This is a genomic window from Mesorhizobium sp. P2_C7, assembly GCF_056404515.1.
In genome coordinates this window covers 119,494-141,587 of record NZ_JBFUDW010000005.1, presented here as the reverse complement: position 1 = coordinate 141,587, position 22,094 = coordinate 119,494, and the positions used below count along the sequence as shown (strand labels likewise).

General features: G+C 63.9%; 22 protein-coding genes. 10 read left to right on the top strand and 12 right to left on the bottom strand.

The features are described from left to right. Positions 1 to 165: 165 nt before the first annotated feature. From omp10 to AC1D2G_RS12525, 3 genes are all read right to left on the bottom strand, one after another. Positions 166 to 543 carry an outer membrane lipoprotein Omp10 gene (gene omp10, locus AC1D2G_RS12535; protein WP_095084566.1) on the bottom strand — a complete coding sequence of 126 codons (378 nt, stop codon included), beginning with the start codon at positions 541 to 543 and terminating at the stop codon, positions 166 to 168. An 87-nt stretch (positions 544 to 630) separates the two neighbouring features. After that, complete coding sequence (locus tag AC1D2G_RS12530) at positions 631 to 2,076, bottom strand: homospermidine synthase (protein ID WP_477414276.1); 1,446 nt, start codon at positions 2,074 to 2,076, stop codon at positions 631 to 633. 184 nt (positions 2,077 to 2,260) lie between these two features. Continuing rightward, a complete protein-coding gene (locus AC1D2G_RS12525) occupies positions 2,261 to 3,007 on the bottom strand; it encodes an SDR family NAD(P)-dependent oxidoreductase (protein ID WP_477414274.1) in 747 nt (248 codons plus the stop codon). 108 nt (positions 3,008 to 3,115) lie between these two features. Here AC1D2G_RS12525 and AC1D2G_RS12520 point away from each other — a divergent pair, with 108 nt between their 5' ends. Then, positions 3,116 to 3,994, top strand: coding sequence for a LysR family transcriptional regulator (locus AC1D2G_RS12520; RefSeq protein ID WP_477414272.1), 879 nt, complete (start codon positions 3,116 to 3,118; stop codon positions 3,992 to 3,994). Positions 3,995 to 4,000: 6 nt separating this feature from the next. On the opposite strand, the gene AC1D2G_RS12515 is transcribed toward AC1D2G_RS12520, so the two are convergent. The 6 genes from AC1D2G_RS12515 to AC1D2G_RS12490 all read right to left on the bottom strand — a co-directional run bounded on the left by AC1D2G_RS12515 (position 4,001) and on the right by AC1D2G_RS12490 (position 10,168). Then, entirely contained in the window at positions 4,001 to 4,927 is a 927-nt protein-coding gene (locus AC1D2G_RS12515) for a heme-dependent oxidative N-demethylase family protein (protein WP_477414270.1), read from the bottom strand. Positions 4,928 to 4,930: 3 nt separating this feature from the next. After that, entirely contained in the window at positions 4,931 to 5,218 is a 288-nt protein-coding gene (locus tag AC1D2G_RS12510; protein WP_477414268.1) for a YciI family protein, read from the bottom strand. Between the two features lie 13 nt (positions 5,219 to 5,231). Then, positions 5,232 to 5,894, bottom strand: a complete 663-nt coding sequence (locus tag AC1D2G_RS12505; protein WP_477414266.1) for an aminotransferase class IV family protein — start codon at positions 5,892 to 5,894, stop codon at positions 5,232 to 5,234. Further along, positions 5,843 to 6,988 (bottom strand): aminodeoxychorismate synthase component I, encoded by a 1,146-nt coding sequence (locus tag AC1D2G_RS12500; protein ID WP_477228017.1) that lies wholly within the window; start codon positions 6,986 to 6,988, stop codon positions 5,843 to 5,845. Before AC1D2G_RS12500 ends, AC1D2G_RS12505 begins: the two co-directional genes overlap by 52 nt. Before the next feature lie 203 nt (positions 6,989 to 7,191). Beyond that, positions 7,192 to 7,947 (bottom strand): proton-conducting membrane transporter, encoded by a 756-nt coding sequence (locus AC1D2G_RS12495; RefSeq protein WP_477414264.1) that lies wholly within the window; start codon positions 7,945 to 7,947, stop codon positions 7,192 to 7,194. A 373-nt stretch (positions 7,948 to 8,320) separates the two neighbouring features. Then, complete coding sequence (locus AC1D2G_RS12490) at positions 8,321 to 10,168, bottom strand: M3 family oligoendopeptidase (RefSeq protein WP_477414262.1); 1,848 nt, start codon at positions 10,166 to 10,168, stop codon at positions 8,321 to 8,323. Between the two features lie 163 nt (positions 10,169 to 10,331). On the opposite strand from AC1D2G_RS12490, the gene AC1D2G_RS12485 reads away from it, so the two are divergent. The 3 genes from AC1D2G_RS12485 (at position 10,332) to AC1D2G_RS12475 (ending at position 14,601) form a co-directional block, all read left to right on the top strand. Next, the gene (locus AC1D2G_RS12485; RefSeq protein WP_477414261.1) at positions 10,332 to 11,873 is read left to right on the top strand and encodes a sigma-54-dependent transcriptional regulator; all 1,542 of its coding nucleotides are present in this window, start codon (positions 10,332 to 10,334) and stop codon (positions 11,871 to 11,873) included. A gap of 493 nt (positions 11,874 to 12,366) precedes the next feature. Then, positions 12,367 to 14,226, top strand: a complete 1,860-nt coding sequence (locus AC1D2G_RS12480; protein WP_477414259.1) for a peptidoglycan L,D-endopeptidase MepK — start codon at positions 12,367 to 12,369, stop codon at positions 14,224 to 14,226. Positions 14,227 to 14,406: 180 nt separating this feature from the next. Then, positions 14,407 to 14,601 carry a hypothetical protein gene (locus AC1D2G_RS12475; protein WP_477414257.1) on the top strand — a complete coding sequence of 65 codons (195 nt, stop codon included), beginning with the start codon at positions 14,407 to 14,409 and terminating at the stop codon, positions 14,599 to 14,601. Between the two features lie 71 nt (positions 14,602 to 14,672). Here the strand turns inward: AC1D2G_RS12475 and AC1D2G_RS12470 are convergent, their stop codons facing one another. Continuing rightward, positions 14,673 to 15,311 carry a 2-dehydro-3-deoxy-phosphogluconate aldolase gene (locus AC1D2G_RS12470; protein ID WP_477414255.1) on the bottom strand — a complete coding sequence of 213 codons (639 nt, stop codon included), beginning with the start codon at positions 15,309 to 15,311 and terminating at the stop codon, positions 14,673 to 14,675. Between the two features lie 189 nt (positions 15,312 to 15,500). On the opposite strand from AC1D2G_RS12470, the gene trhO reads away from it, so the two are divergent. The 3 genes from trhO to AC1D2G_RS12455 all read left to right on the top strand — a co-directional run bounded on the left by trhO (position 15,501) and on the right by AC1D2G_RS12455 (position 18,367). Then, the gene (gene trhO / locus AC1D2G_RS12465) at positions 15,501 to 16,430 is read left to right on the top strand and encodes an oxygen-dependent tRNA uridine(34) hydroxylase TrhO (RefSeq protein ID WP_477414253.1); all 930 of its coding nucleotides are present in this window, start codon (positions 15,501 to 15,503) and stop codon (positions 16,428 to 16,430) included. A 129-nt stretch (positions 16,431 to 16,559) separates the two neighbouring features. After that, the gene (locus AC1D2G_RS12460) at positions 16,560 to 17,297 is read left to right on the top strand and encodes a tellurite resistance TerB family protein (protein ID WP_477414251.1); all 738 of its coding nucleotides are present in this window, start codon (positions 16,560 to 16,562) and stop codon (positions 17,295 to 17,297) included. A 314-nt stretch (positions 17,298 to 17,611) separates the two neighbouring features. After that, the gene (locus tag AC1D2G_RS12455; RefSeq protein ID WP_095084551.1) at positions 17,612 to 18,367 is read left to right on the top strand and encodes an SDR family oxidoreductase; all 756 of its coding nucleotides are present in this window, start codon (positions 17,612 to 17,614) and stop codon (positions 18,365 to 18,367) included. 33 nt (positions 18,368 to 18,400) lie between these two features. Here AC1D2G_RS12455 and AC1D2G_RS12450 read toward each other — a convergent pair whose 3' ends face one another. Both AC1D2G_RS12450 and AC1D2G_RS12445 read right to left on the bottom strand, forming a co-directional pair. Next, a complete protein-coding gene (locus AC1D2G_RS12450) occupies positions 18,401 to 18,775 on the bottom strand; it encodes a YciI family protein (RefSeq protein WP_457151430.1) in 375 nt (124 codons plus the stop codon). A gap of 52 nt (positions 18,776 to 18,827) precedes the next feature. Continuing rightward, the gene (locus AC1D2G_RS12445; RefSeq protein WP_477414249.1) at positions 18,828 to 20,012 is read right to left on the bottom strand and encodes a pyridoxal phosphate-dependent aminotransferase; all 1,185 of its coding nucleotides are present in this window, start codon (positions 20,010 to 20,012) and stop codon (positions 18,828 to 18,830) included. Between the two features lie 83 nt (positions 20,013 to 20,095). Between AC1D2G_RS12445 and AC1D2G_RS12440 the strand changes: the two genes are divergently transcribed. From AC1D2G_RS12440 to AC1D2G_RS12430, 3 genes are all read left to right on the top strand, one after another. Continuing rightward, on the top strand, positions 20,096 to 20,782 hold the full coding sequence (locus AC1D2G_RS12440) for a GNAT family N-acetyltransferase (RefSeq protein WP_095084980.1): 687 nt from the start codon (positions 20,096 to 20,098) through the stop codon (positions 20,780 to 20,782). Between the two features lie 30 nt (positions 20,783 to 20,812). Then, positions 20,813 to 21,793 carry a cation diffusion facilitator family transporter gene (locus AC1D2G_RS12435; protein WP_477228028.1) on the top strand — a complete coding sequence of 327 codons (981 nt, stop codon included), beginning with the start codon at positions 20,813 to 20,815 and terminating at the stop codon, positions 21,791 to 21,793. 83 nt (positions 21,794 to 21,876) lie between these two features. Further along, on the top strand, positions 21,877 to 22,089 hold the full coding sequence (locus tag AC1D2G_RS12430) for a hypothetical protein (protein WP_457151440.1): 213 nt from the start codon (positions 21,877 to 21,879) through the stop codon (positions 22,087 to 22,089). Positions 22,090 to 22,094 lie beyond the last annotated feature (5 nt).

The window sequence follows — 22,094 nt, the reverse complement described above, 5'->3', positions numbered from 1 at the left end:
GCGTTTAACGCTCTTGCTTGACTGGAACATAACAGTCGGCGTTTGGAACCATGTTCCCATCGCGTTCCAGATGACGCAAGCGGAAATCCGGGGACTTTTGCCGGCATAAAAAAGGGACGGCGGCCGATGGCCGCCGTCCCCTTGGGGAAGCGAATACTCGCTGGCTCAGGTGCGCCGTGTCAGCACGAAGTTCTGGCCGCTGGAGCTGGTGCAGTTGAGCTGGCTTGTCGACACCATCAGGCAGTTGAAGCTGACCGCGGTCTGGCGGATCAGCGACGTGCCATTGATCTGCACCGACGTGGCGCCGGTCATGGTGTAGCTGCCATCGGCAAGCTTCTGGCCGGTGTCGGTGGCGACGGTCGTGAAGGTGCCGCTGGCGAAGGTCGAAAGGCCGGTACCCTTGGCGTCGATCCAGGAGCCTTCGACGCCTTTCGGCGAAGCCGCCATCGGCGGTCCATCCGGGCCGCTGGTCGCACAGCCAGCAAGCCCCACTACAGTGGCTGCCGCAACGCTCATCCAAACAATCTTGCGCGCAATGTTCATCTTAAAAAATCCTCTCCTCAGTCCGCATCCCTTCAATCGCCTGATTTCCGGGCGATTGCAAGGCAACGAGGCATGCTGACGGGGCTGCTATCGGACGAGGATGTTGYGGAATTGCCACGGGTCGCTGCGGTCGAGGTCTTCCGGGAACAGGCCGGGTCGGTTATCGAGCGGCGTCCAGTCTGTGTAGTGGCCTTCGACCGGTCCCAGATATTGCGACTGCACTTCCAGGCAGCGCTTGTAGTCCATCTCGTCGGCCTCGACGATGCCGGCTTCGGGGTTTTCCAGAGCCCAGACCATGCCGGCGAGAACCGCCGAGGTGACCTGCATACCGGTGGCGTTCTGATAGGGCGCCAGCTTGCGCGCGTCGGCCAGCGAAAGATGTGAGCCGTACCAGTAGGCATTCTTGTCGTGGCCGTAGAGCAGCACGCCGAGTTCGTCGACACCATCGACCAATTCGTTCTCGTCGAGCACGTGGTGCACCGGCTGAGGCTTGCCGGCGGCGCCGAACATCTCGTCCAGCGACAGCATCGCGTCATTGCAGGGATGATAGGCATAGTGGCAGGTCGGGCGGTATTGAACCTTGCCCTTCCTGGAGCGCACAGTGAAGAAATCGGCGATCGAGATCGCCTCGTTGTGCGTGACAAGGAGGCCGTATTGCGGCCCTGGTGTCGGGCACCATGAACGCACGCGCGTGTTGGCGCCGGGCTGCTCCAGGTAGATGGCAGCCTTCGAACCGTGCTTGTGCTTCTTGGCGTTCTTCGGCATCCACGTCTCATGCGTGCCCCAGCCGAGCTCGGCAGGCTGCAGGCCCTCGGAAATGAAGCCCTCGACCGACCATGTGTTCCAGAACACAGCCATCGGCTTCGGCTTCTTGGCGCGCTGGGTGTCGCGCTCGGCGATGTGGATGCCCTTGACGCCGGCCTTCTTCATCAGCTTGGCCCAGCCCTCGCGGTCATCCTGCGTGGGCTCTGAAAACTCCAGGCCAAGATCGGTGGCGAGGTTGACCAGCGCCTGCTTGACGAACCACGAGACCATGCCGGGATTGGCGCCGCAGGTGGAGACCGCCGTCGCGCCGCCGGGCTCGTCGTGCTTTTCCTTGATCATCGCTTCGCGCAGCGCATAGTTGGTGCGGCTGGCATTGTCGGCCTGGGCATCGAAATAGAAGCCGAGCCATGGCTCGACGACGGTGTCGATGTAGAGCACGCCGAGCTTGCGGCAGAGCCGCATCAGGTCCACCGAGCCGGTATCGACCGACAGGTTGATGCAAAAGCCCTGGCCACCGCCATTGGTCAGGAGCGGCGTCAAAAGCTTCTTGTAGTTCTTCTCGGTCACCGCGTCCTGGACGAAAGCGATGCCGCGCTCGTCGAGCAGCTTGCGGTCGGTGTCGCGTGGGTCGAGGACCGTCATGCGCGACTTGTCGAACGTGAAATGGCGTTCGATGAGCGGCAGCGTCCCCCGTCCGATCGAGCCGAAGCCGATCATCACCACGGGGCCGGTGATCTCACCATAAACGGGCCAGTTTTCATTCGCCATTTTATCGAGCACTCCTCAAAAAACACTCCGGAACAGCCGCTTGGCCGCGGCGCGACAAACCATAGATCATTGTCACAATAAAGGGAAAAGCAGCGAAACGCCCGGGAACGCAGCTGTGGAAGTGCTCGGCGATGCCACCGGGAGGCCATGGCCGCCCGATGGCGGATGTTAAGCCGGCGTCGTATCAGCGAGCGCCGCCGGACGCGTTGATGCGTTCGCCGGTCAGCCACGCCGCCTCGTCCGAGGCGAGGAAGGCCACGGTCGGGGCGATGTCGTCCGGCTTACCGAAGCGCTGGCCAAGGGGCACGCCAGCGATCAGCATATTGCCGAAATCGGTGCCAACCATACCTTCGGTCATTTCGGTATGGGTATAGCCAGGCGCCACGATGTTGACACGGATGTTGCGGGCTCCGAGTTCTCTCGACAGGCTAAGCGTCAGCGTATCGATCGCCGCTTTGCTGGCCGAATAGAGGCTGGTGTTTGGCACCGGGTTCCAGCTCGAGATCGTGCCGATGTTGACGATGCTGCCGCCGGTCTCGGGGAAGTGGCGCATGGCAGCCTTTGTGGTCAGGATCGTACCCAGGACGTTGGTGTCGAAGAGCCGCCGATAATCCGCCTCACTGGCTTCCTCGAAAGTGCCGAAGCTGGCGGTCGCGGCGTTGTTGATCAGAATGCTTGGCTTGCCAAATGCGATCTCGGCGGCCTCGAACATCTTCTCGACTTCGGCAGCCTCGGCCACGTCACCCCGAACCGCAGCCGCCTTGCCACCGGCGGCGACGATCTCCTTGACCGTGCGTTCTGCAGCCTCACGGCTGGAGGCGTAGTTAACGACGACGGCGGCGCCTTCCGCCGCCAGCCGTTTGGCGATGCCCGCACCGATGCCTCGCGCGGCACCGGTGACGATGGCGACCTTGTTGTTGAGCTTGCCCATTTTGGTTCTCCGAATGGATGGATGGTTTTGACACTCGCCCAATTGGCCATTCCTGGATGGGTCAGGTAGAGTGAGTAATGCCATATAACTAATTCCAAGGTGGAATAGATGGACAGGCTCATGGTGATGAGCACCTTCATAAGGGTCATCGAAACCGGCTCGTTCTCGGCGGCCGCGCGGCATTTGCGCGTCGGGCAGCCTGCCGTCTCGAAGGCCATCGCGCAGCTCGAGGAACGGCTCGGCGTTCGCCTGCTGTCGCGCACCACCCGAGGTCTCTCGCCGACCGATGCCGGCCTCAGCTTCTATGAAGGCGCCAAGCGCGCGGTCGACGAGGCCGATGAAGCAGAGAACGCGGCGCGTGGCACTGCGGCGGCGCTCACCGGGTTGCTGCGCATCGGTACGTCGGTAACCTTCGGCCGCCTGCATGTCGTTCCGAGGCTGAAAGCCTTCCTGGACGCTCACCCGAGGCTCGACGTCGAGGTGGCGATGGACGACAGGAACGTCGACCTCGTCGAGGAAGGGGTGGATGTCATGCTGCGTCTGGGTGAAAGCTTCGCCCCCGCTCATATCGGGCGCAAGATCGCCACCTGTCGTCGTCTCGTGGTGGCGGCACCCTCCTACCTGGCACGCGAGGGCGAACCCATCGCGCCCGATGAGCTGTCGCGGCACGAGGCGATCCTTTTCGTCCGAGCAGGCACTTCCAATCGCTGGACATTCAGGCGAGGCGCCGAAGAGGTTTCGCTTGCCGGCCAAGGTCGGCTGCGCGTGACTTCCGCCGAAGGGATACGTGAGGCAGTACTTGCCGGCATCGGCTTCACGGTCGGCTCCGAATGGATGTTCGACGCGGAACTACGCAGCGGTGCGGTTCGGCCGATCCTGGTCGACTGGGCGCTGCCGCCTGTTGAATTGTGGGCGCTGTTTCCGGCCGGACGCAAGGCCAGTGTCAGGGCAAGGACATTCGTTGATTTCCTGGCGTGCAGCCTGTAGCCGGCTTCAGCCGGCTATTGTCTTCAATCGTTCGATCAGCCGGTCGCGGTCCGATGTCAGGCCCTTGTAGTCGAGCTGGTCGAGATCGAGCGCTTCGAGCTGGGCGGCAAAGGACAGTGCGAGCGTCGCCCGGTCCGGGTGCCGATCCAGCACGGCGAGCGGGTCGAGGTGGATGCGGATGGTGAACAGGATGTCGCGCGAGGACGGCAGCTTGCGCAACGTCTGACGCTCCACGCGGATGAAGGCGTGCGCCCTGACGTCACCATCGGGGAAGCGTGTCGGCCGGTTGGTGGCGCGGTCGATGCGCTCGACATTGGACAGCGGATGATAGAGCGCATTGTCGGCCTGGATCGACCAGTTGAAGCGCTCGACTGCCTGGCCCTGGAGGCCGTCGAACATGCGGTTGATCAGCTCGGCTGGGCGGGTACCCGGACCGAAGCCCGGCACCGGCGCGTGGATGTTCTGCAGCGGCCGGCCGAACTTCTCGACCAGCAGCCAGGATGAGGGAAAGCACAACGAACCGGCGACGAGCCGCCAGCCGTTGTCGCTACGGCGCATCAGGATCAGGTCTTCCTGGACCAACAGCGAGGCGGCAACGAGCGGTGCGCCGTCGAGACCGGAAGGGATGGTGAAATGGCTCGCCGCGCCCACGACCTCGACGCCTGTGTCGGTGCGCCGATAGGTGTCGGGAAATCTGTCCGGCAGATGCGTGCCGAGCAATTCGAGCACTTCCTGCTGGGCGTCCCGCGTGCCGTCCTCCTCGACGAAAACCCGCTCGTGGATCTCCGCATAGAGCCGGCGCTTCTCGGCGAGATACGGCAGCAGAAGGTCGTCGACCTCGATCCAGTCTGCCGGATCGAGCGGCTTCAGGCCGATGCTGAAGAGTTTCGACGAGCCGTCATAGGGCGTATGGGTGGGCAGCGCCTCGGCCAAAGCTCATGCTTCCCTGAAATCGTCCAGGCCGGCGGTGGTCAGCCTCGCCAGGAATTCGGTGACATCATAGTCGGCTGCGTTTGCCATGGCGAAGGGATCCGCTGCCAGCCTGGCGTCGAGCACTTCGCGCGGGCATTGCGCGATGATGATGCCGCCGGTTCTCGGTTTCTTCGGGCCGGAGGCGACGAAGATGCCGTCCGCATAGCAGGTCTTCAGCCATTCGATATGGGCCGCCTGCAAGCGGTCGATCTCGGTCAGCGGCACCTTGTAGTTCAGCGAAACGACGAACATAGCATTCTCCTGGTCATGCTAGCTTTGCGGGAATCAAGCCGCGCAGCGAATTGCCGACAAAGATCGCCTTGGCCGACTGCAGATCGCCGTAGCTGTAGATCGCTTCGCGGGCTCGGCCTTCGTCCAGAAGCTCGGCGCGCAGTACGCCAGGCAGCAAGCCGCAGTCGAGCCGCGGCGTCGCCAGCATGCCATCGCCTAGATCGGCGAATAGGTTGGTGATGGTGCCTTCGCAGATCTCGCCCCGCTCATTGGCCAGCAGCGCCTCGTCGGCCTGGGTAATGAGATATTCCGAGCGGGCATGCGTGTAGAGCTGCCGCCGGCTGGTCTTGTGGCGCAGCAGCGTGTCGTGCGAATCGAGCCTTGTGCGCGCCAGCCGCAGCGTCCACGCCTTATCGGCGGCGAGCGGTTCATAGGGCTGTGCCGAGGCGGTCGCTTCGCCGTCGCGCGACAAAGCCAGGCGTGTGCGCAACGCGATGCCGGATCCGCTGACCGCATTGCCCAGCACGTCGCCGACCCTTTGCGGGTCGCAGGCAAAGCCGAGTTCCGCTGCCGAGCCGTAGAGGCGGAAAAGGTGGCGATCGAAGCGCAGGAAGCCCGAGCCGGGTTCCCAGCGCATGGTCTCGATCAGCTGGAAGTCGGCGGTGTTCCCGTCGCGAAGCGCGCTTTCAGCAGACACTCCTGATACTCCTCCTCAGCCGTCGAATCGAAGACGACGCCGCCGCCGACACTGTAGACGGCCTCGCCGCCGGAAAAGAGCGAGATGGTGCGGATCGCCACGGAAAAGCGCATCGTGCCGCCGGGCGCGATCCAGCCGATGGCGCCGCAATAGGCGTCGCGCGGCGTGCCTTCCAGATCGTGCAGGATTTCCATGGCACGGATTTTTGGCGCGCCGGTGATCGAGCCGCACGGAAACAGCGCCGCGAACACCTGGCGGATGCTGAGACCCGGCAGCAGCTTTGCCCTGACGTCGCTCACCATCTGGTGAACTGTCGGATAGGTCTCGATGCGGAACAACGCCGGCACGTCCAGCGTGCCGACCTCGCTGATCAGCGAGATATCGTTGCGCAGGAGATCGACGATCATCCGGTTTTCGGCCTGGTTCTTCTCGTCGTTGCGCAGGAAAATCTTCTGCCGCTCGTCCTCGGCCTTGGTGGCACCGCGCGGTGCGGTGCCCTTCATGGGATGCGTCTCGATCGTGCCCGAGGCGTCGATCTCGAAGAACAGTTCGGGCGAACGCGACAGCACGATGGGATCACCGAGCGAGACCAGCGCGCCATATTTCACCGGCTGGCGTTCGGTCAGCGCGTCGAAGGCGGCCAGCGGGTCGCCCGACCATTGCGCATGAATGGGAAAGGTCAGGTTGCCCTGGTAGCAGTCGCCTTGCCTGATGTGCTGGTGCAGCCGCGAGAACCGCTGCTCGTAATCCTCGAGCGACCATGTCGCCCGCGCGTCGAAGATCGGGCCATTGGTCGCCGCTGCGTTGCGGAGCGGCACCGCCTCTTCGACCGGCGCATCGAAAACCCCAAGGCAAACGAGTGGTGCGCGGCGCCCTTTCGGCAGCAAGGGAACCAGCTTCGGTTCGAGCAGATAACCCGCTTCATAGGAAAAATAGCCGGCCAACCATTTGCCGGCGTCGTGCGCCGCCTGCGCCGCCGCCAGCGCCGGGAGGAAGTCCTTTGCCTCATCCGCCACGATAATGTCGGCCGGCCGGTCGAAGACGAGCTGGCGCGCGCTTTCGTCGTTGCGGAAAATTGCGGCGGGCTGGGACATGGGACTCGGATGCTGCGCTCGATGAAGCCGTCGACCGCTCTATATGGGGGGCCGCTCGCGCGCAATCGAGGGAACGGCACGCCGCCACTAAAAGCCGACCTTCTGGGCCGACCTCCGGGGCCAACCTCCGGGTCGATATTGCGGCCAAAAACAAACGGCGGCGCCTTGGGCACCGCCGTTTGTCATAATCCTGCTTCCGCCAATCAGGTGTTGCTGGCGGTTCCCGCAGTCGGAAACTGCTTGGCAAATTCCGTCTCGTTACCGGCGGCAAGCAGCTTGGCCTGCTCGATCCAGCGTTCGCGCGCGATGCGGCCGTCGAAGTTCATGACATCCTCGATCCGCTTGATATCGGCGGCTGTCCAGGCGGCGATCTGGGCGAAGCTGGTGACACCTTGTGCCTTGAGTAGCTTCTCGTTGACCGGGCCGATGCCGATCAGCCGGCGCAGATTGTCGGGCTTGCCCGCTGCTGGCTTGGCTGCTGGCTGGGCCGCCGTGGCTTTCGCCGGTGCTGCCGCTTTTGGCGCGGCGCTCGCCTTTGAAGCGCTGGCCTTGGGGGCGCTGGACTTCGGTGCGCTGGACTTGGCGGCGCCGGGCGCTGCCTTGGCCGCCGCCGGCTTCTTTGGCGCCGGTTTGGCCGCTGTCGGTACCGATTTGGCCGCGGCTGGCGTCGACATCAGGGCAGCCGGCGCCTGGCTCACGGCCTTTGCCGCGCCGGTTCCTGCGGCTGGCGTCGCCGGCGCTTCGCGCAGCCGGCGCTCAAGGTCGGTGCGGGTCTTGCCGCATGCATCGAGTTCACCGGTCAGGCGGTCGTTGTCGGCGCGCAACCTGTCGCGCTCGCTACGCGTGCGGTCGAGGTCGCCGCGCAAGCTGTCGAGTTCACCGCGCAGGCGTCCCCAGAGGAACCAGCCCACCAACACGCCTACCAGGAACGCCAGGAGCATGTAGAAAAAAGTGCCCATTGTCTCTCTCCAATCAGGTCCGTCTGCCGTGGCATGGGTTCATGACCTTCGGCGAAAGGACTAGTCGATGGTGGTTCCGCGGTTCGCAGAACAGCCGGCTTCGGTTGGAGCTGTCGGCGATCGGCTTTGCCTGCCATGGCCAACGGCCGTTGTCGCGTTCGCCAAGGCGCCGCGGCCGGCTGAGACTTTCCCTCGCCGATCGGCATGCGCTCCGGCTGAGCTTGGAAGGAAGGCTATCATAGGGCTTGTGGAAAGCTATCGGAAAACTTCCATGGAGAGTACTTCAAGAACGGATATTTGGGCCAAGAATAGGCCGTCCCAGTATGCGTCCTGGCTAGACTGTTTTGCGAGCAGATGAGACCTACGGGCGCGTTCAAGCGTCGAGTGTTTCCAGCTCGTCGATCAGGCCACTGATGACGCCAAGCCCGATCTGCCAGAAGGCGGGATCGGTGGCATCAAGGCCGAAGGGCGCCAGGAGTTCGGAATGATGCTTGGTGCCGCCGGCGCGCAGCATTTCGAAATACTTGTCCTGGAAGCCGCGCTCGGCATTCTGGTAGACCGCGTAGAGCGAGTTCACCAGGCAGTCACCGAAAGCATAGGCATAGACGTAGAAGGGCGAATGGATGAAGTGCGGGATGTAGGTCCAGAACACCTCGTAGCCTTCGCGCAACTTGATCGCCGGCCCGAGGCTTTCGGCCTGCACTTCCAGCCAGAACTGGCCGAGCCTGTCGGAGGTCAGTTCGCCATTCCTGCGCTCGGCATGCACCTTGCGCTCGAATTCGTAGAAGGCGATCTGGCGCACGACCGTGTTGATCATGTCCTCGACCTTCTGGGCGAGCATGGCCTTGCGCTCGCGCCTGTCGGTGGTCTGGTCGAGCAGCGAGCGGAAGGTCAGCATCTCGCCGAAGACGGATGCCGTCTCGGCCAGCGTCAGCGGCGTCGAGGCCATCAGCGCACCCTGGCCGCTGGCCAGCACCTGATGCACGCCGTGGCCAAGCTCATGCGCAAGCGTCATCACATCGCGCGGCTTGCCCATGTAGTTGAGCAGGACATAGGGATGCGCCGACGGCACGGTCGGATGCGCGAAGGCGCCGGGCGACTTGCCCGGACGCACCGGCGCGTCGATCCAGTTGCGGTCGAAGAAGGTTCGCGCGATTTCCGCCATGTCGGGCGAAAAGCGCTGATAGGCGGAGAGCACGGTGTTCCTGGCCTCGTCCCAGCCGATGATCGCCTGCGGCGTATCCGGCAACGGTGCATTGCGGTCCCAGTGGTTCATCACCTCCATGCCCAGCCAGCGCGCCTTCATCTGGTAATAGCGGTGCGACAGGCGCGGATAGGCGTCGCGAACGGCGGATGCCAGGGCGTCGACCACGCCGCGCTCGACGCGGTTGGCGAGATGGCGTGAATCGGCGATGTCCTCGAAGCCGCGCCAGCGGTCGGAAATCTCCTTGTCCTTGGTCAGCGTGTTGGTGATCAGCGTGAAGGTGCGCAAATTCTTGCGGAAGGTCGCTGCCAGCGCCTCGGACGCCTGCCGCCGCACGTCGCTGTCGGCATCCTGCAAGCGGTTCAGCGCCGGCTCGAGCGTCAATTCCTCGCCGTCTATATCGAAGCGAAGGTCGGTCATCGTCTCATCGAACAACCGGTTCCAGGCACCGCGTCCGGTGATCGATTTTTCGTGGAAAAGCTGCTCGACGCGGTCCTCGAGCTGGTAGGGCTTGTCCTTGCGCAGATCAAGCACCCAGGGCCGGTAGTGGCCGAACGCGGGATCGCCAGCAAGGGCGCCTTCGATCGCGCCGTCATCGATCAGGTTGAGTTCGAGCGCGAAGAACAGAAGGTGCGCGCTGGCGTCGGTCATCTTCTCCTGGATGTCGCCATAGAGCTTGGCGCGCTGAGGGTCGGCGGTGTTTCCGGCATAGACCAGCCCGGCATAGGAGACGATGCGGCCAATTAGTTCCTCCAGGGCCTCGTAGGCGACAAGCGCCTCGCCCAGCCTGCCGGCGCTGCCACGCTCGGCCTCGGCGGCCAGCGTACCCTTCCAGCGGGTCTCGAAGCTGATCGCGTCGGCCGCGGCCTTGGCGATGTCGCGCTTCAGTTCCGGCGCCTCCATGCCGGCATAGAGATCGGCAAGGTTCCATTCCGGCAGGTCGCCAAGCTCGGCGGCGCCCTGACCGGAGGCCGGCGCGGTTAGCCGCCGAGCAGAAATAATGTGCCCAGAAACCATGTGCATCGCCGATACCTTCCGTGGCCGAGGTTCAAAGGGGAAACGAGAAGCCGGTCAAATCCTAAGGAATTCATTCACCGGGTTTTTTGAAACCTTATTTAGAACCCTGTGCCAAGATGGTCCACAGGGCAGAATTCCTCGGGCGGGCATAGTCGTACCAGTCATGACAGGTTCCATACTCATAGTCGATGACGATCCCGTGCAGCGCCGGCTGCTCGAAGCAGCCGTGACGCGGTTCGGCCATGCGGCGACCGTCGTCGACGGCGGCGCGGCCGCACTCGATGTCCTCGACGGGCCCGGCGCCCGCCAAGTTTCGGTGGTCATCCTCGATCTGGTCATGCCCGGTCTGGACGGCATCGGCGTGCTGAAGGCGATGCGCGAGCGCGACATAAATGTCCCGACCATCGTGCAGACCGCCCAGGGCGGCATCGAGACCGTGGTTTCGGCAATGCGTCACGGCGCCTTCGATTTCGTCGTCAAGCCGGCCTCTCCCGACAGGCTGCAGGCGTCGATCGCCAATGCGCTCAAGGTCGAGGCGGTCGAGGGCGAGGTAAAGCGCACGTCGCGCCGGCGTGGCGGGCTTTTGACCTTCAAGGACATGGTCACGCACAGCCCGGCCATGGACAGGGTGATCCGCCTCGGCCAGAAGGCGGCGGCATCCAACATCCCGATCCTGATCGAGGGCGAGTCCGGCGTCGGCAAGGAACTGGTGGCGCGCGCTATACAGGGCAGCGGCGACCGCCGCTCGAAACCCTTCGTCACCGTCAATTGCGGCGCCATTCCCGACAATCTGGTCGAATCCATCCTGTTCGGCCATGAGAAGGGCTCGTTCACCGGCGCCACCGAGAAGCACACGGGCAAGTTCGTCGAGGCGCATTCGGGAACGCTGTTTCTCGACGAGATCGGCGACCTGCCGCTCGACGTGCAGGTCAAGCTGCTGCGCGCCGTGCAGGACGGCGAGGTCGACCCGGTCGGCGGACGCTCGACCGTCAGGGTCGACATCAGGCTGATTTCGGCGACGCACCGCAACCTCTTGCAGCAGGTCAAGGACGGCAAGTTCCGCGAGGATTTGTTCTATCGGCTGAACGTCTACCCGATCTTCGTGCCGCCGCTGCGCGACCGCCGCGACGACATCCCCTATCTGGTCACGCATTTCATGGAGAAGGTGGCGCCAGCCGACCCGCGTCATCGCCTGCAAGGCATTTCGGCCGCGGCCCTTGCCGTGCTGCAGGCCTATGACTGGCCTGGAAACATCCGGCAGCTCGAAAATGCCGTCTTCCGGGCCTCGGTGCTTTGCGAAGGCGATGTGCTGACCACCGAGGACTTCCCGCAGATCCGGGCGCAGGTGGAAGGCACGGTCAATCTCGACGCCGACGGCGTTTCGCCGTCTGCGTCCTTGCCGCTGGACACGGAGCCGGGCGAGGAGGAAGTCTCGTCAGGCGAGGCTGTCTTGGCGATTGAGCCCGATCCGCTGGCCAGGCTGCAGCCTCGCTTCGGCACGTTGCGGGCGCTCGACGAACGCGGCAATGTGCGCGCGCTGGCTGATGTCGAACTCGAGATGATCAAGCTCGCCATCGACCACTATAACGGCCAGATGAGCGAAGTCGCCCGCCGCCTCGGCATCGGCCGCTCGACGCTTTACCGGAAGCTCAAGGAATACGGCATCAACCCGGAGACCGGCCGCGTCGACCGGCTCGCTTCCTAGGTGTGTTGAGAATCAGGTGATGCCAGCCTGACCTCAATCTCGACACCCCCTGGAGCGCATAATCTCTCCCGAAAACCAGTTTCCACCTTCGCCTTGCCGAGCTTCGGTTCGGGATTCATGCCTCGGACGCAAGGCCGGAGCCAGCTTGCAATGCCAGAATCCGCCCTATATCGGGTTTCGGCGGGAATGTGGCAGGCCTATGGACAGACCTGTTCACGCATTAAGGCTGACGGTAACAGATCGTGTTTCGGGCAAAGGCGGAAACATGATCTAAACCAGCGGTTTACCAAGAAAACCGGTGAACAATTTTTGACGGGATATCGCCACGGTGTTACCGCATTTTGGCTTCAATAAGCGATGATTAACCATTAGGATCGATATTCGGATGTGATAACGACACATCCGTTTGGACAAATCCGGGGACAAACGGCAGCCTGCAGGGCCTTTTGATTTGAACAGAATCGAACGACACACAAACGGGCGGCACCATCACGTGAGCGTCTGGCCGAAATGGCTGGCGGCGTTGATTGTCGCATTTGGTTTTGTTGCCGCGGCTGCAACTGGCGCCAGCGCCGAAACACGTTCGCTGAAGCTCTATCACCTCCATACGCACGAGAAGGCCGAGATCGTCTACAAGCGCAATGGCCGCTACGTTCCGGAGGGTCTGAGGAAGATCAACATCATCCTGCGCGACTGGCGCCGCAACGAGCCGACCAAGATGGATCCGCGCCTGCTGGATCTGGTCTGGGAAGCCTATCGGGAAAGCGGTGCCACGGACTACATCCAGGTCGTCTGCGGCTATCGCTCGCCGTCGACGAACTCGATGCTGCGCAGCCGCAGCAGGGGCGTCGCAGAGAAAAGCCAGCACATGCTCGGCAAGGCGATGGATTTCTACATTCCCGGCGTGCCGCTGAAGAAACTGCGCAACATCGGCCTCAAGATGCAGGGTGGCGGCGTTGGCTACTATCCGACATCCGGTTCGCCGTTCGTCCATATGGATGTCGGCAATGTGCGCCACTGGCCCGGCATCAGCCGCCAGGAACTGGTCAGCCTGTTCCCCAATGGCAAGACGCTGCATGTGCCGAGCGACGGCAGGCCGCTGCCCGGCTTTGAGCAGGCGCTCGCCTCCTACAAGGCGCGCAAGGGTGCGGGCGCGCCGGCCATCGAACTGGCCAGCGCCGGCGGCAGCAGCAAGAAATCAGGTGGGTTCCTGTCGGCTTTCTTTGGCGGCGGCGGCGACGACGAGGCCGACGACAGCGCCGATGTCGAGACCGCTTCGGCGGCACCTCCGCCCAAGGCTAGAAACCTGCAGCCGGCCGCGACAGCCAAGACCAGCAACCTCCCGGGCATCGCCATCGTGGCGCCGGAGAATGCCAAGCGCGCGGAGATTCCGCAGGTGGCCGAGGAGCAGGCTCCGGAGCCGGAAAAGGATACGCCGGAGACGATCATCGCGGCGCTGCCGGCCCGCAGCATTCCGCTGCCTGATTTTGCACCGCGGCCGAAGGCCGATGTCGGTGCCCAGTCGCCTGAGAACGTTCCTTTCGCCATGGCGGATGCGACAGCGACCGCGGATGCGGCAACCACCACCGAGCAGGCCGTGGCGACAGCACATGCGCCGGCGAACGTGCCTTTCGGCATGGCCGATCCGTCGGCCGCTCCGGCCCCGGCCCCCGCACAGGTCGCCGTCAACAACGTACCGTTGCCGACATGGCGCCCCGACGATTCGCTGCCGGCCGCTCTGGCGCCGCCGCCCAGCAAGGACGTGCTGATGGCGCTGGCGGATACGGCTGAGCGCGGCAGCGCCGCGACCGACGCCCTCTCGGCGCTGCCCAGCGCGCGGCCCGACATAGCCAGGCCGGACGAAGTGAAGGCCGTGCTCGACGAGGCCAATGCCCGGGCCGGTGCTGCGGCCGACGCGTACCAGGTCGCTTCCTTGTCCTTGTCCGAAGCGCGTTCGGCCTTCAACGATCCGTCGGGCGCCGATGCCGCATCGCCGCGTGAGGCTGTCGTTGCCCGCCCGGCCGGCACCGATCCGGCCGCCGCGATCGGCGCTGGCGTCAAGACGACCCGCAAGGAATCGAGAGCCACCGCCCGCGACCTGAAGCCTGGTCCCAAGGCCATGGTGGTTGCCGCCGCGCCGCAGGCCGCCCGCTGGGCGCTGACCAGCGGCGAACATGTCGCCACCGTTTCAAGCGCCACGACAGCACCGGGCTACGCCTACAGCATCGTGCATACGCCGCCGAGCGAGGTCTACACGGCTGGCTTCCAGTCGGGCGACCAGATGGCCGATGCCAACCGCTTCACCGGCAACGCCGTCAAGTTCCTGTCGGTCGCCCGCTTCCAGACCAAGTAAGCGACCAGTCGATCGACAAAGCCGCGTCGGGCAACCTGCGCGGCTTTTTTGTTGCGTAGCGGGGGCCAATGGCGCCGCCGCCATTGGCCGCGGTCACGCCGGTCTGACTTTGCCGTGAGCGTGGAACTTGCTCAGTCCTTCAAGGGTTTCTCCCCTGTTCGTTCAAACCCGGGGATATCCATGAAGAACATTCTACTGGCATCGGTCATTGCTTTGGCAACTGCTTCAGCGGCCATCGCTCCCACGCAGGCAGCGACCGTTGTCGTCAAGACCCACGACCATATGCACATGATGAGGAAGCACTGCCGGACCAAGGTGGTCACGCATTGGGCTCACCACCGCAAGGTCGTGGAAGAGATCAGGGTCTGCAACTGATCGGCACGAAACTCAATCGGCAGAACCGGTCGACGCAAGTCGGCCGGTTTTTTGATGCCTCGCCGTAAGCCCTATTTTGCCAACTTGCTCGCCGCGCGTGCGAGAGCCTCGATCTCGTCCCACTTACCGGCCTTGACCATGTCGTCAGGCGCCACCCAGGAACCGCCGACGCAGACGACGTTGGGCAGGCTGAGATACTCGGCCGCGTTCTTGCCGGTGATGCCGCCGGTCGGGCAGAATTTCACATCGGCGAGCGGCGAGGCGAAGGCCTTCAGCGATGCGATACCGCCCGACTGCTCGGCCGGGAAGAATTTGAGGAAACGCAGGCCGGCTTCGCGAGCGGCCATGATCTCGCCAGGGGTGATTGCGCCGGGCAGCAGCGGAACGTTGCTGTCGGCCGCTGCCGCCAGAAGCTCGCGTGTGATGCCGGGGCTGACGATGAAGCGCGAGCCCGCTGCCGCCGCCTCTTCGAATTGACGCGCATCGAGAATGGTGCCGGCGCCGACAATGGCGTCCTCGACCTCAGCCGCCACCCGCCGGATCGCTTCCAGCGCGTCGGCGGTCCTGAGCGTGATCTCGATCGCCGGCAGGCCGCCGCGCGCCAGAGCGCGGGCCAGCGGCACGGCATCATCGACATTGGCGATCTTCAGCACCGGGATGACCGGCTGGCCGTTGAGGAGCGACAGGAGTTTTTCGGTCTTGCTGGGCATCTGTCTCTCCGTATCGTGGGACAATTCAACCGATTAGCAGACGGGTGTTTTTCTGTCCATGAAACGAAGCGTGTCGCGATGTCACGCGCCGTGGGGCGACGATACCGGCCATTGCCATCAAAACGATGACGGGCTGATGAAGCCGGTGCGCCTTGAATCGGCTGCCATGAGCGTCTAGTTGGCTTGGCAATGACATTGTCCACGCCGACTGACCCCATCCGTGTCGCCGCGCTCTACCGGTTTGCCCGGCTCGATGCCTTCGACGAATTGCGCGCGCCGCTCGCCGCTTTTTGTTGCGGGCGCGGCATCAAGGGTACCTTGCTTCTGGCGCATGAGGGCATCAACGGCACCGTCGCCGGCAGCGAGGCGGCGATCGCCGAACTGATCGATCATCTCGAAGCCATCGAAGGGCTCGCCGGCCTCGAGGTCAAATACAGCAGCGCAGCGGAAACGCCGTTTCACCGCATGAAGGTGCGGCTGAAGCGCGAGATCGTCACCATGGGTGTCGGCGACATCGACCCGGCGACGAGTGCGGGCACCTATGTCGCGCCGGGTGACTGGAACGCGCTGATTTCCGAGCCGGAGACAATCGTCATCGACACGCGCAACGCCTATGAGGTGTCGATCGGCACCTTCAAGGGCGCGGTCGATCCGGCAACGGCAAGCTTTCGCGAGTTCCCGGCCTGGGTGGAAGCACACAGGACGGAACTCGAGGGCCGCAAGGTGGCGATGTTCTGCACCGGCGGCATACGCTGCGAAAAGGCGACCGCCTACGTCAAGTCGCTCGGCTTCGAGGATGTCTTCCACCTCAAGGGCGGCATCCTCAAATACCTGGAGGAGGTTCCGGCCGAACAGAGCCTGTGGCAAGGCGAGTGCTTCGTGTTCGACGAACGCGTTTCGGTGTCGCACGGCCTTGCCGAGGGCGACGCCGAACTCTGCCGCGCCTGCCGCCATCCGCTGACGCCGGGCGACCTGACGTCACCGAAGTTTGCCACCGGCGTATCATGTCCGCATTGTTTCGATGCGCGTTCCGACGAGGACCGCCAGCGTTACGCCGAGCGTCAGCGCCAGGTCGAACTTGCGCAAGTACGGGGCAGGGGCCGGCATATCGGATCCTGATCCGGGCTTCGGCCACCCGCCGCGAGGATCTGTCCCGAAGGATCCGTCATTGTAATGTCAAAGTGCGGGGCCTACCTCTTCGGCGTTCGAAACCTGCCCGTTCGGCCGGGCAAATCCTGGAGGCATTGAATGTTCGATCCCAAGAAGCTTCTTGACGATCTGCTCGGCTCGCAAATCCCCGGCACCAGCGGCACCGTCCGTGACAAGGCGGGCCAGGCCGTGCAGATGGCCAAGGACAACCCGCTGGCCGCTGGCGCGCTCGCTGCCGTGCTGCTCGGGACCGGTGCCGGCCGCGAGGTGACGGGCGCTGCCGTGAAGCTAGGCGGACTGGCCGCGATCGGCGGCCTCGCCTACAAGGCCTACCAGAACTACAAGGCCGGCAACGCGCCGGCGGAAGGCCCCGCGACCGGCGAACCGGAATTGCTGCCGCCGCCCAAGGACACCGCCTTCCACCCGTCGCAGGCGCCGCAAGGCGAGGACGAATTCACGCTGACCCTGGTTCGGGCGATGATCTCGGCGGCCAAGGCCGACGGTCATATCGACGGCGACGAACGCCAGAAGATCGCCGGCAAGCTCAGCCTAGCCGGCATAGGCTCCGATGCCGAGAAATTCCTGATGAAGGAGCTGGAGAGCCCGCTTGACCTCGACATGCTGGTAGCCGGCGCTAAGACCGATGCGCAGAAGCTCGAACTCTACACCGCGTCGCGCCTTACCATCGATCCCGACACCCGCGCCGAGCGCGGGTATCTCGATCTGCTTGCCGGCCGGCTTGGCCTGCCGGATGCGCTGGTCGATCACGTCGAGGCGACGGTTTCGGCAGCCAAGGTGCCGGCCAAGGCAGGGACTTCGCCCAATCCGCGCTGGTAGCCCAAATCGGCACAGATCGCCTTTCCGGGGTTAACCCTCCATTAACTCAGGAAGCGCATGATTCTACACAGTCGGACCGGCTTCTCCTCCTCCCAAGCCCGGTTCAGATCAGGGCGGTCGCCAATGACCGCCCTTTTTGTCGGGCCCTGTCCGTTCGTTTGAGCAGATCTTCTCCGAAAACCGGATTCCATTTTTCGAGACCGGCCCTGGTGGTTCGGCTTGCCATCGCTGCCGTCATTTGCGATGCCTTCTCTCCTGAGGACAAACCCCGAAAATCAGTCGTGCACACGCAGCGCCGCTGGAGGACAACAGCCATGACCGAGCAAAGAACCGCTATCGTCACCGGTGCCGGCACGGGCATCGGCAAGAGCGTCGCCACGGCGCTGCTCAAGGCCGGCTGGAACACGGTGTTCTGCGGACGCCGCAAATCCGTGCTGGATGCCGCCGTCGCCGAGGCCGGGCCGACCGAGGCCAAGGCATTGGCGGTTGCCTGCGACATCAGCAAGGCCGGCGAGGTCGATGATCTGTTCGAGACGGTGGCGGAGGCCTTCGGCCGCGTCGACCTGCTCTTCAACAATGCCGGCATGGGCTACAAATCAACGCCGATCGACGAGATCCCGGTCGAGGTGTGGAATGACATCGTCGGCGTCAATCTCACCGGTTCGTTCCTGTGCGCCCGCGCCGCCTTCGGCGCCATGCGCAAGCAGCGGCCGATGGGTGGCCGCATCATCAACAACGGCTCGGTGTCGGCCTACGCGCCGCGCCCGGGCTCGGTGCCCTACACAGCGACCAAGCATGCCATCACCGGCCTGACCAAGACGCTGGCGCTCGACGGCCGGCCCTATGACATCGCCTGCGGCCAGATCGACATCGGCAACGCGCTGACCGACATGGCACAGCCGATGACGGTCGGCGTGCCGCAGGCCAACGGCTCGATCGCCGCCGAAGCGGTGATGGACGTCCAGCGCGTCGCCGACGCCGTCGTTCACATGGCCAGCCTGCCGCTCGACGCCAATGTGCTGTTCATGACGGTGATGGCCACCAAGATGCCGTTTGTGGGGCGTGGGTGAGCAGCGGACGCTGGCAGGCCTCCGGCCGCCGGCTCATTTGCCCGCCAGCGGCGCGCCGGGCTTGAAAAGCAGAATGGGCCTGATCTCGTAGACGGCGGTCGGATTGACACGGCGAAGGTCGCGGGCGATCGCGATGGCCTCGTCCCGCGTGGCGCAGTCGACGACATATAGCCCGAGCAATTGTTCCTTGGTCTCAGCGAAAGGGCCGTCGATGACCACGCCGTCACCCGGGCCGCGCAGGGTGAAGGCATCCTGCGTCGCTCCCAGACGCGCGGACGGTCCTAGCGTGCCTTCCTCGTGAAGCCGGGTGTTGATCTTCAGCAGGTCGGCCATCAGCGCCGCATCTTCCCGCGGCGTCAACGCCTTGATCGCATCTTCCACGTGATAGGCGAGGATTGCGTAGAACATCCGATGTCACTTTCTCCGGTCGGGGATATCGATGGACAGCGCGGGCCGAACCTCACTTCGCCAGGAACGTTCCGATCCGCTCCAGCGCCCGCAAGATGTTCTCCTCGGAGTTGGCGTAGGAGAGCCTGATGTAGCCCTCGCCGAGTATGCCGAAATCGGGACCGCCGATCAGCGCCACGCCGGCCTCGTCGAGCAGTGCCGAGGCGAGCTTTTTTGCCTTCCAGCCGGTCTTCGACACGTTGGGGAAGGCATAGAAGGCACCCTTGGGCGTGATGCAGGAGATGTTGGGCAAGCCATTCAGCCCCTCGACCACGATCTTCCGGCGACGGTCGAAGGCGCGCATCATCTTGTCGACATCGTCCTGCGGGCCGTCGATGGCGGCAATGCCGGCGAACTGGCTCGGCGCGTTGACGCAGGACCAGCAATTGACCGCCAGCTTGCGCACCTTGTCGTAGAGATGGGCGCCCTTGTCGCCATTCGGCCAGATCGACCAGCCCATGCGCCAGCCGGTCATCGCCCAGGTCTTCGACCAGCCGTTGAGGACGATCAGCCGGTCGCGGATCTCGGGAAAGCCAAGCAGCGAGCAATGCGTCTCGCCGTCATAGGTCATGACGTCGTAGATCTCGTCGGAGAGGATTGCGACGTCGGGGTGCTTCTCCAGCCCCTTGACCAGTTTCTCGATCTCGGCGCGCGGCGTGACACCGCCGGTCGGGTTGGCCGGCGAGTTGAGGATCAAGAGCCTGGTCTTCGAGGTGATCAGCGCCAGCGTCTCGTCGGCGGAGAAGGCAAAGCCGTTCTCCTCGCGCATCGGCACCGGGATCGGTGCCGCGCCGGTGAATTCGATCATCGAGCGGTAGATGGGAAAACCGGGATCGGGATAGAGGATCTCGGCGCCGGGCTCGCCGAACATCAGGATCGCGGCGAACATGGTCGGCTTGCCGCCGGGCAGGATCATCACCGTTTCAGGCGATATCTCGACGCCGGTGGTGGTCAGCGTGCGCCGCACCACCGCCTCGCGCGTCGCCAGCAGGCCATTGGCCGGCGTGTAGCCGTGGTGGCCGTCACGCAGCGCCTTGATCGCCGCCTCGACGATGTGCTGCGGCGTCTTGAAGTCGGGCTGGCCGATGCCGAGGTTGACGATGTCGCGGCCTTGGCTCGCAAGTGCTGTCGCTCGCGCGAGCACGGCGAAGGCGTTTTCCTCGCCCAGACGGTCGAAGGCCGAAATCGTGTGGAGCATTTTTCCCGTCCGTGTGGTTCTTACTGTTGGCGTGCGTTTTTGTGAGCCTTGGCCGGCAAAAGTCAAACGGATTGGAGCATTAGGTGTCGGAAAATCTCAAAGATTGGCAACCGCGTCCGCGGCCCGAGCGCAAGGCCATCGACGGCCGCACCGTCCGGCTCGAACCGCTGAGCGCCGCAAAACATGGCGACGGTCTGTATGAAGCGTCTTCCGTGTCCGACGTCGATGGTCGCTTCGCCTGGCTGCCCGATTATCCGCCGGAGACACGTGCCGCCTTCCAGCCATGGCTGGACAAGGTGGAGGCCAGCGAAGATCCGCTGTTCTTCACAGTCATCGACAAGGCCAGCGGCAAGGTCGCCGGACGCCAGACGCTGATGCGTATCGATCCTGCCTATGGCGTCATCGAGATCGGCAACATCTATTGGGGACCGCTCATCTCGCGCAAGCCCGGAGCGACCGAAGCGCAGTTCCTGTTCATGAAATACATCTTCGACGAGCTCGGCTATCGTCGCTACGAATGGAAGTGCAACAACCGCAACGAGCCATCGAAGCGGGCGGCCGAACGGTTCGGCTTCAAGTTCGAGGGCATTTTCCGCCAGCATCTCATCGTCAAGGGTGAAAACCGCGATACGGCATGGTATTCGATCATCGACAAGGAGTGGCCGGCCCTGCGTCAAGCCTATGAAGCGTGGCTCGACCCGGCCAATTTCGATGGCGACGGCCAGCAGAAGCGACGGCTTGAGGATTTTCGCGCCGAGTTTGGCGCGTGAACTGAATTCGGCGCGCAACGGGAGTTGCCATTGGCACATACCCATTCCGACGACCACAGCGGACACGATCACGGCGCCGGCCATGTGCATGGCTCGACCGACAAAAAACGCGTCCTGATCGCCGCCTGCCTGACCGGCGGCTTCATGGTCGCCGAGGCGCTCGGCGGCCTTCTTACCGGGTCGCTGGCACTGCTGGCCGATGCTGGCCACATGCTCGCCGATGCGATCGCGCTCGGCCTTGCCTGGTATGCATTTCATCTTGCCGGCCGGCCGGCAACCGGCCGTCTCACCTATGGCTTCGGCCGGGTCAAGACTCTGGTCGCCTACACCAACGGCATCGCAATCTTCGTCATTGCGCTGTGGATCGTCTACGAGGCGTGGGGCCGCCTGCTGGCGCCGACACCGGTGCTCGGCGGACCGATGCTGGTCGTGGCGGTGCTCGGCCTGCTGGTCAATATCGGTTCCTTCCTCGTGCTGCATGGCGGCGACCGCGAGAGCCTGAACATGCGGGGCGCCATCCTACATGTGCTCGGCGACCTGCTCGGCTCGGCAGCGGCGATCGTTGCAGCGCTGGTGATCCTGGCGACCGGCTGGACGCCGATCGACCCGATCCTGTCGGTCCTGGTCTCGCTGCTGATCCTGTCAACGGCATGGTCGCTGATGCGCGCCGCCGCCCATGTCCTGCTCGAGGGCGTGCCGCCGAGCCTCGACCGCGACCTGATCGCCAGGGATATCGAGGCGACGGTCCAGGGAGTGCGTGAAGTGCACCACATGCATGTCTGGTCGCTCGACGGAACGAGCAACATGGCGACACTGCATGCCTGCCTTACTGAAGGCGTCGATGCCTATCAGGCGGTGAGCACCATCAAGAAGCGGCTTGCCAGCAAGCACGGCATCAGCCATGCCACCGTGGAACCGGAATTCGGACAGTGCGCCGACGATGGCGACGACCACGATCATGATCACGAGCATGGTGCGGCCGCGCTTCACGACCATCATCACCAGGCCTGATCGATTGATATCGATTGGTCCTGCCCCAGGAGTCCCAAAGCCTTGAAAACTAGCTTGATGAAGACCCGCTGCCCGGGTGCAGCATAATGGACCGCGACACCAGGAATGCGGCCATCGCGGCAGCGTGGATCATGCTTCTGTTCGGTATCGCCGCCTTCTATCTGCCGACGGTGATGCTGGCGCTTGGCAGTTTCTCGACCGTGCTGGCCGGTGCCTTTGGCATCATCTTCGTGCTGGCGTTTTTCTCGGTGTTCTGGCTGCGGGCCCGCAACCAGCGCAAAAACCAGGGCAAATAAGGGAT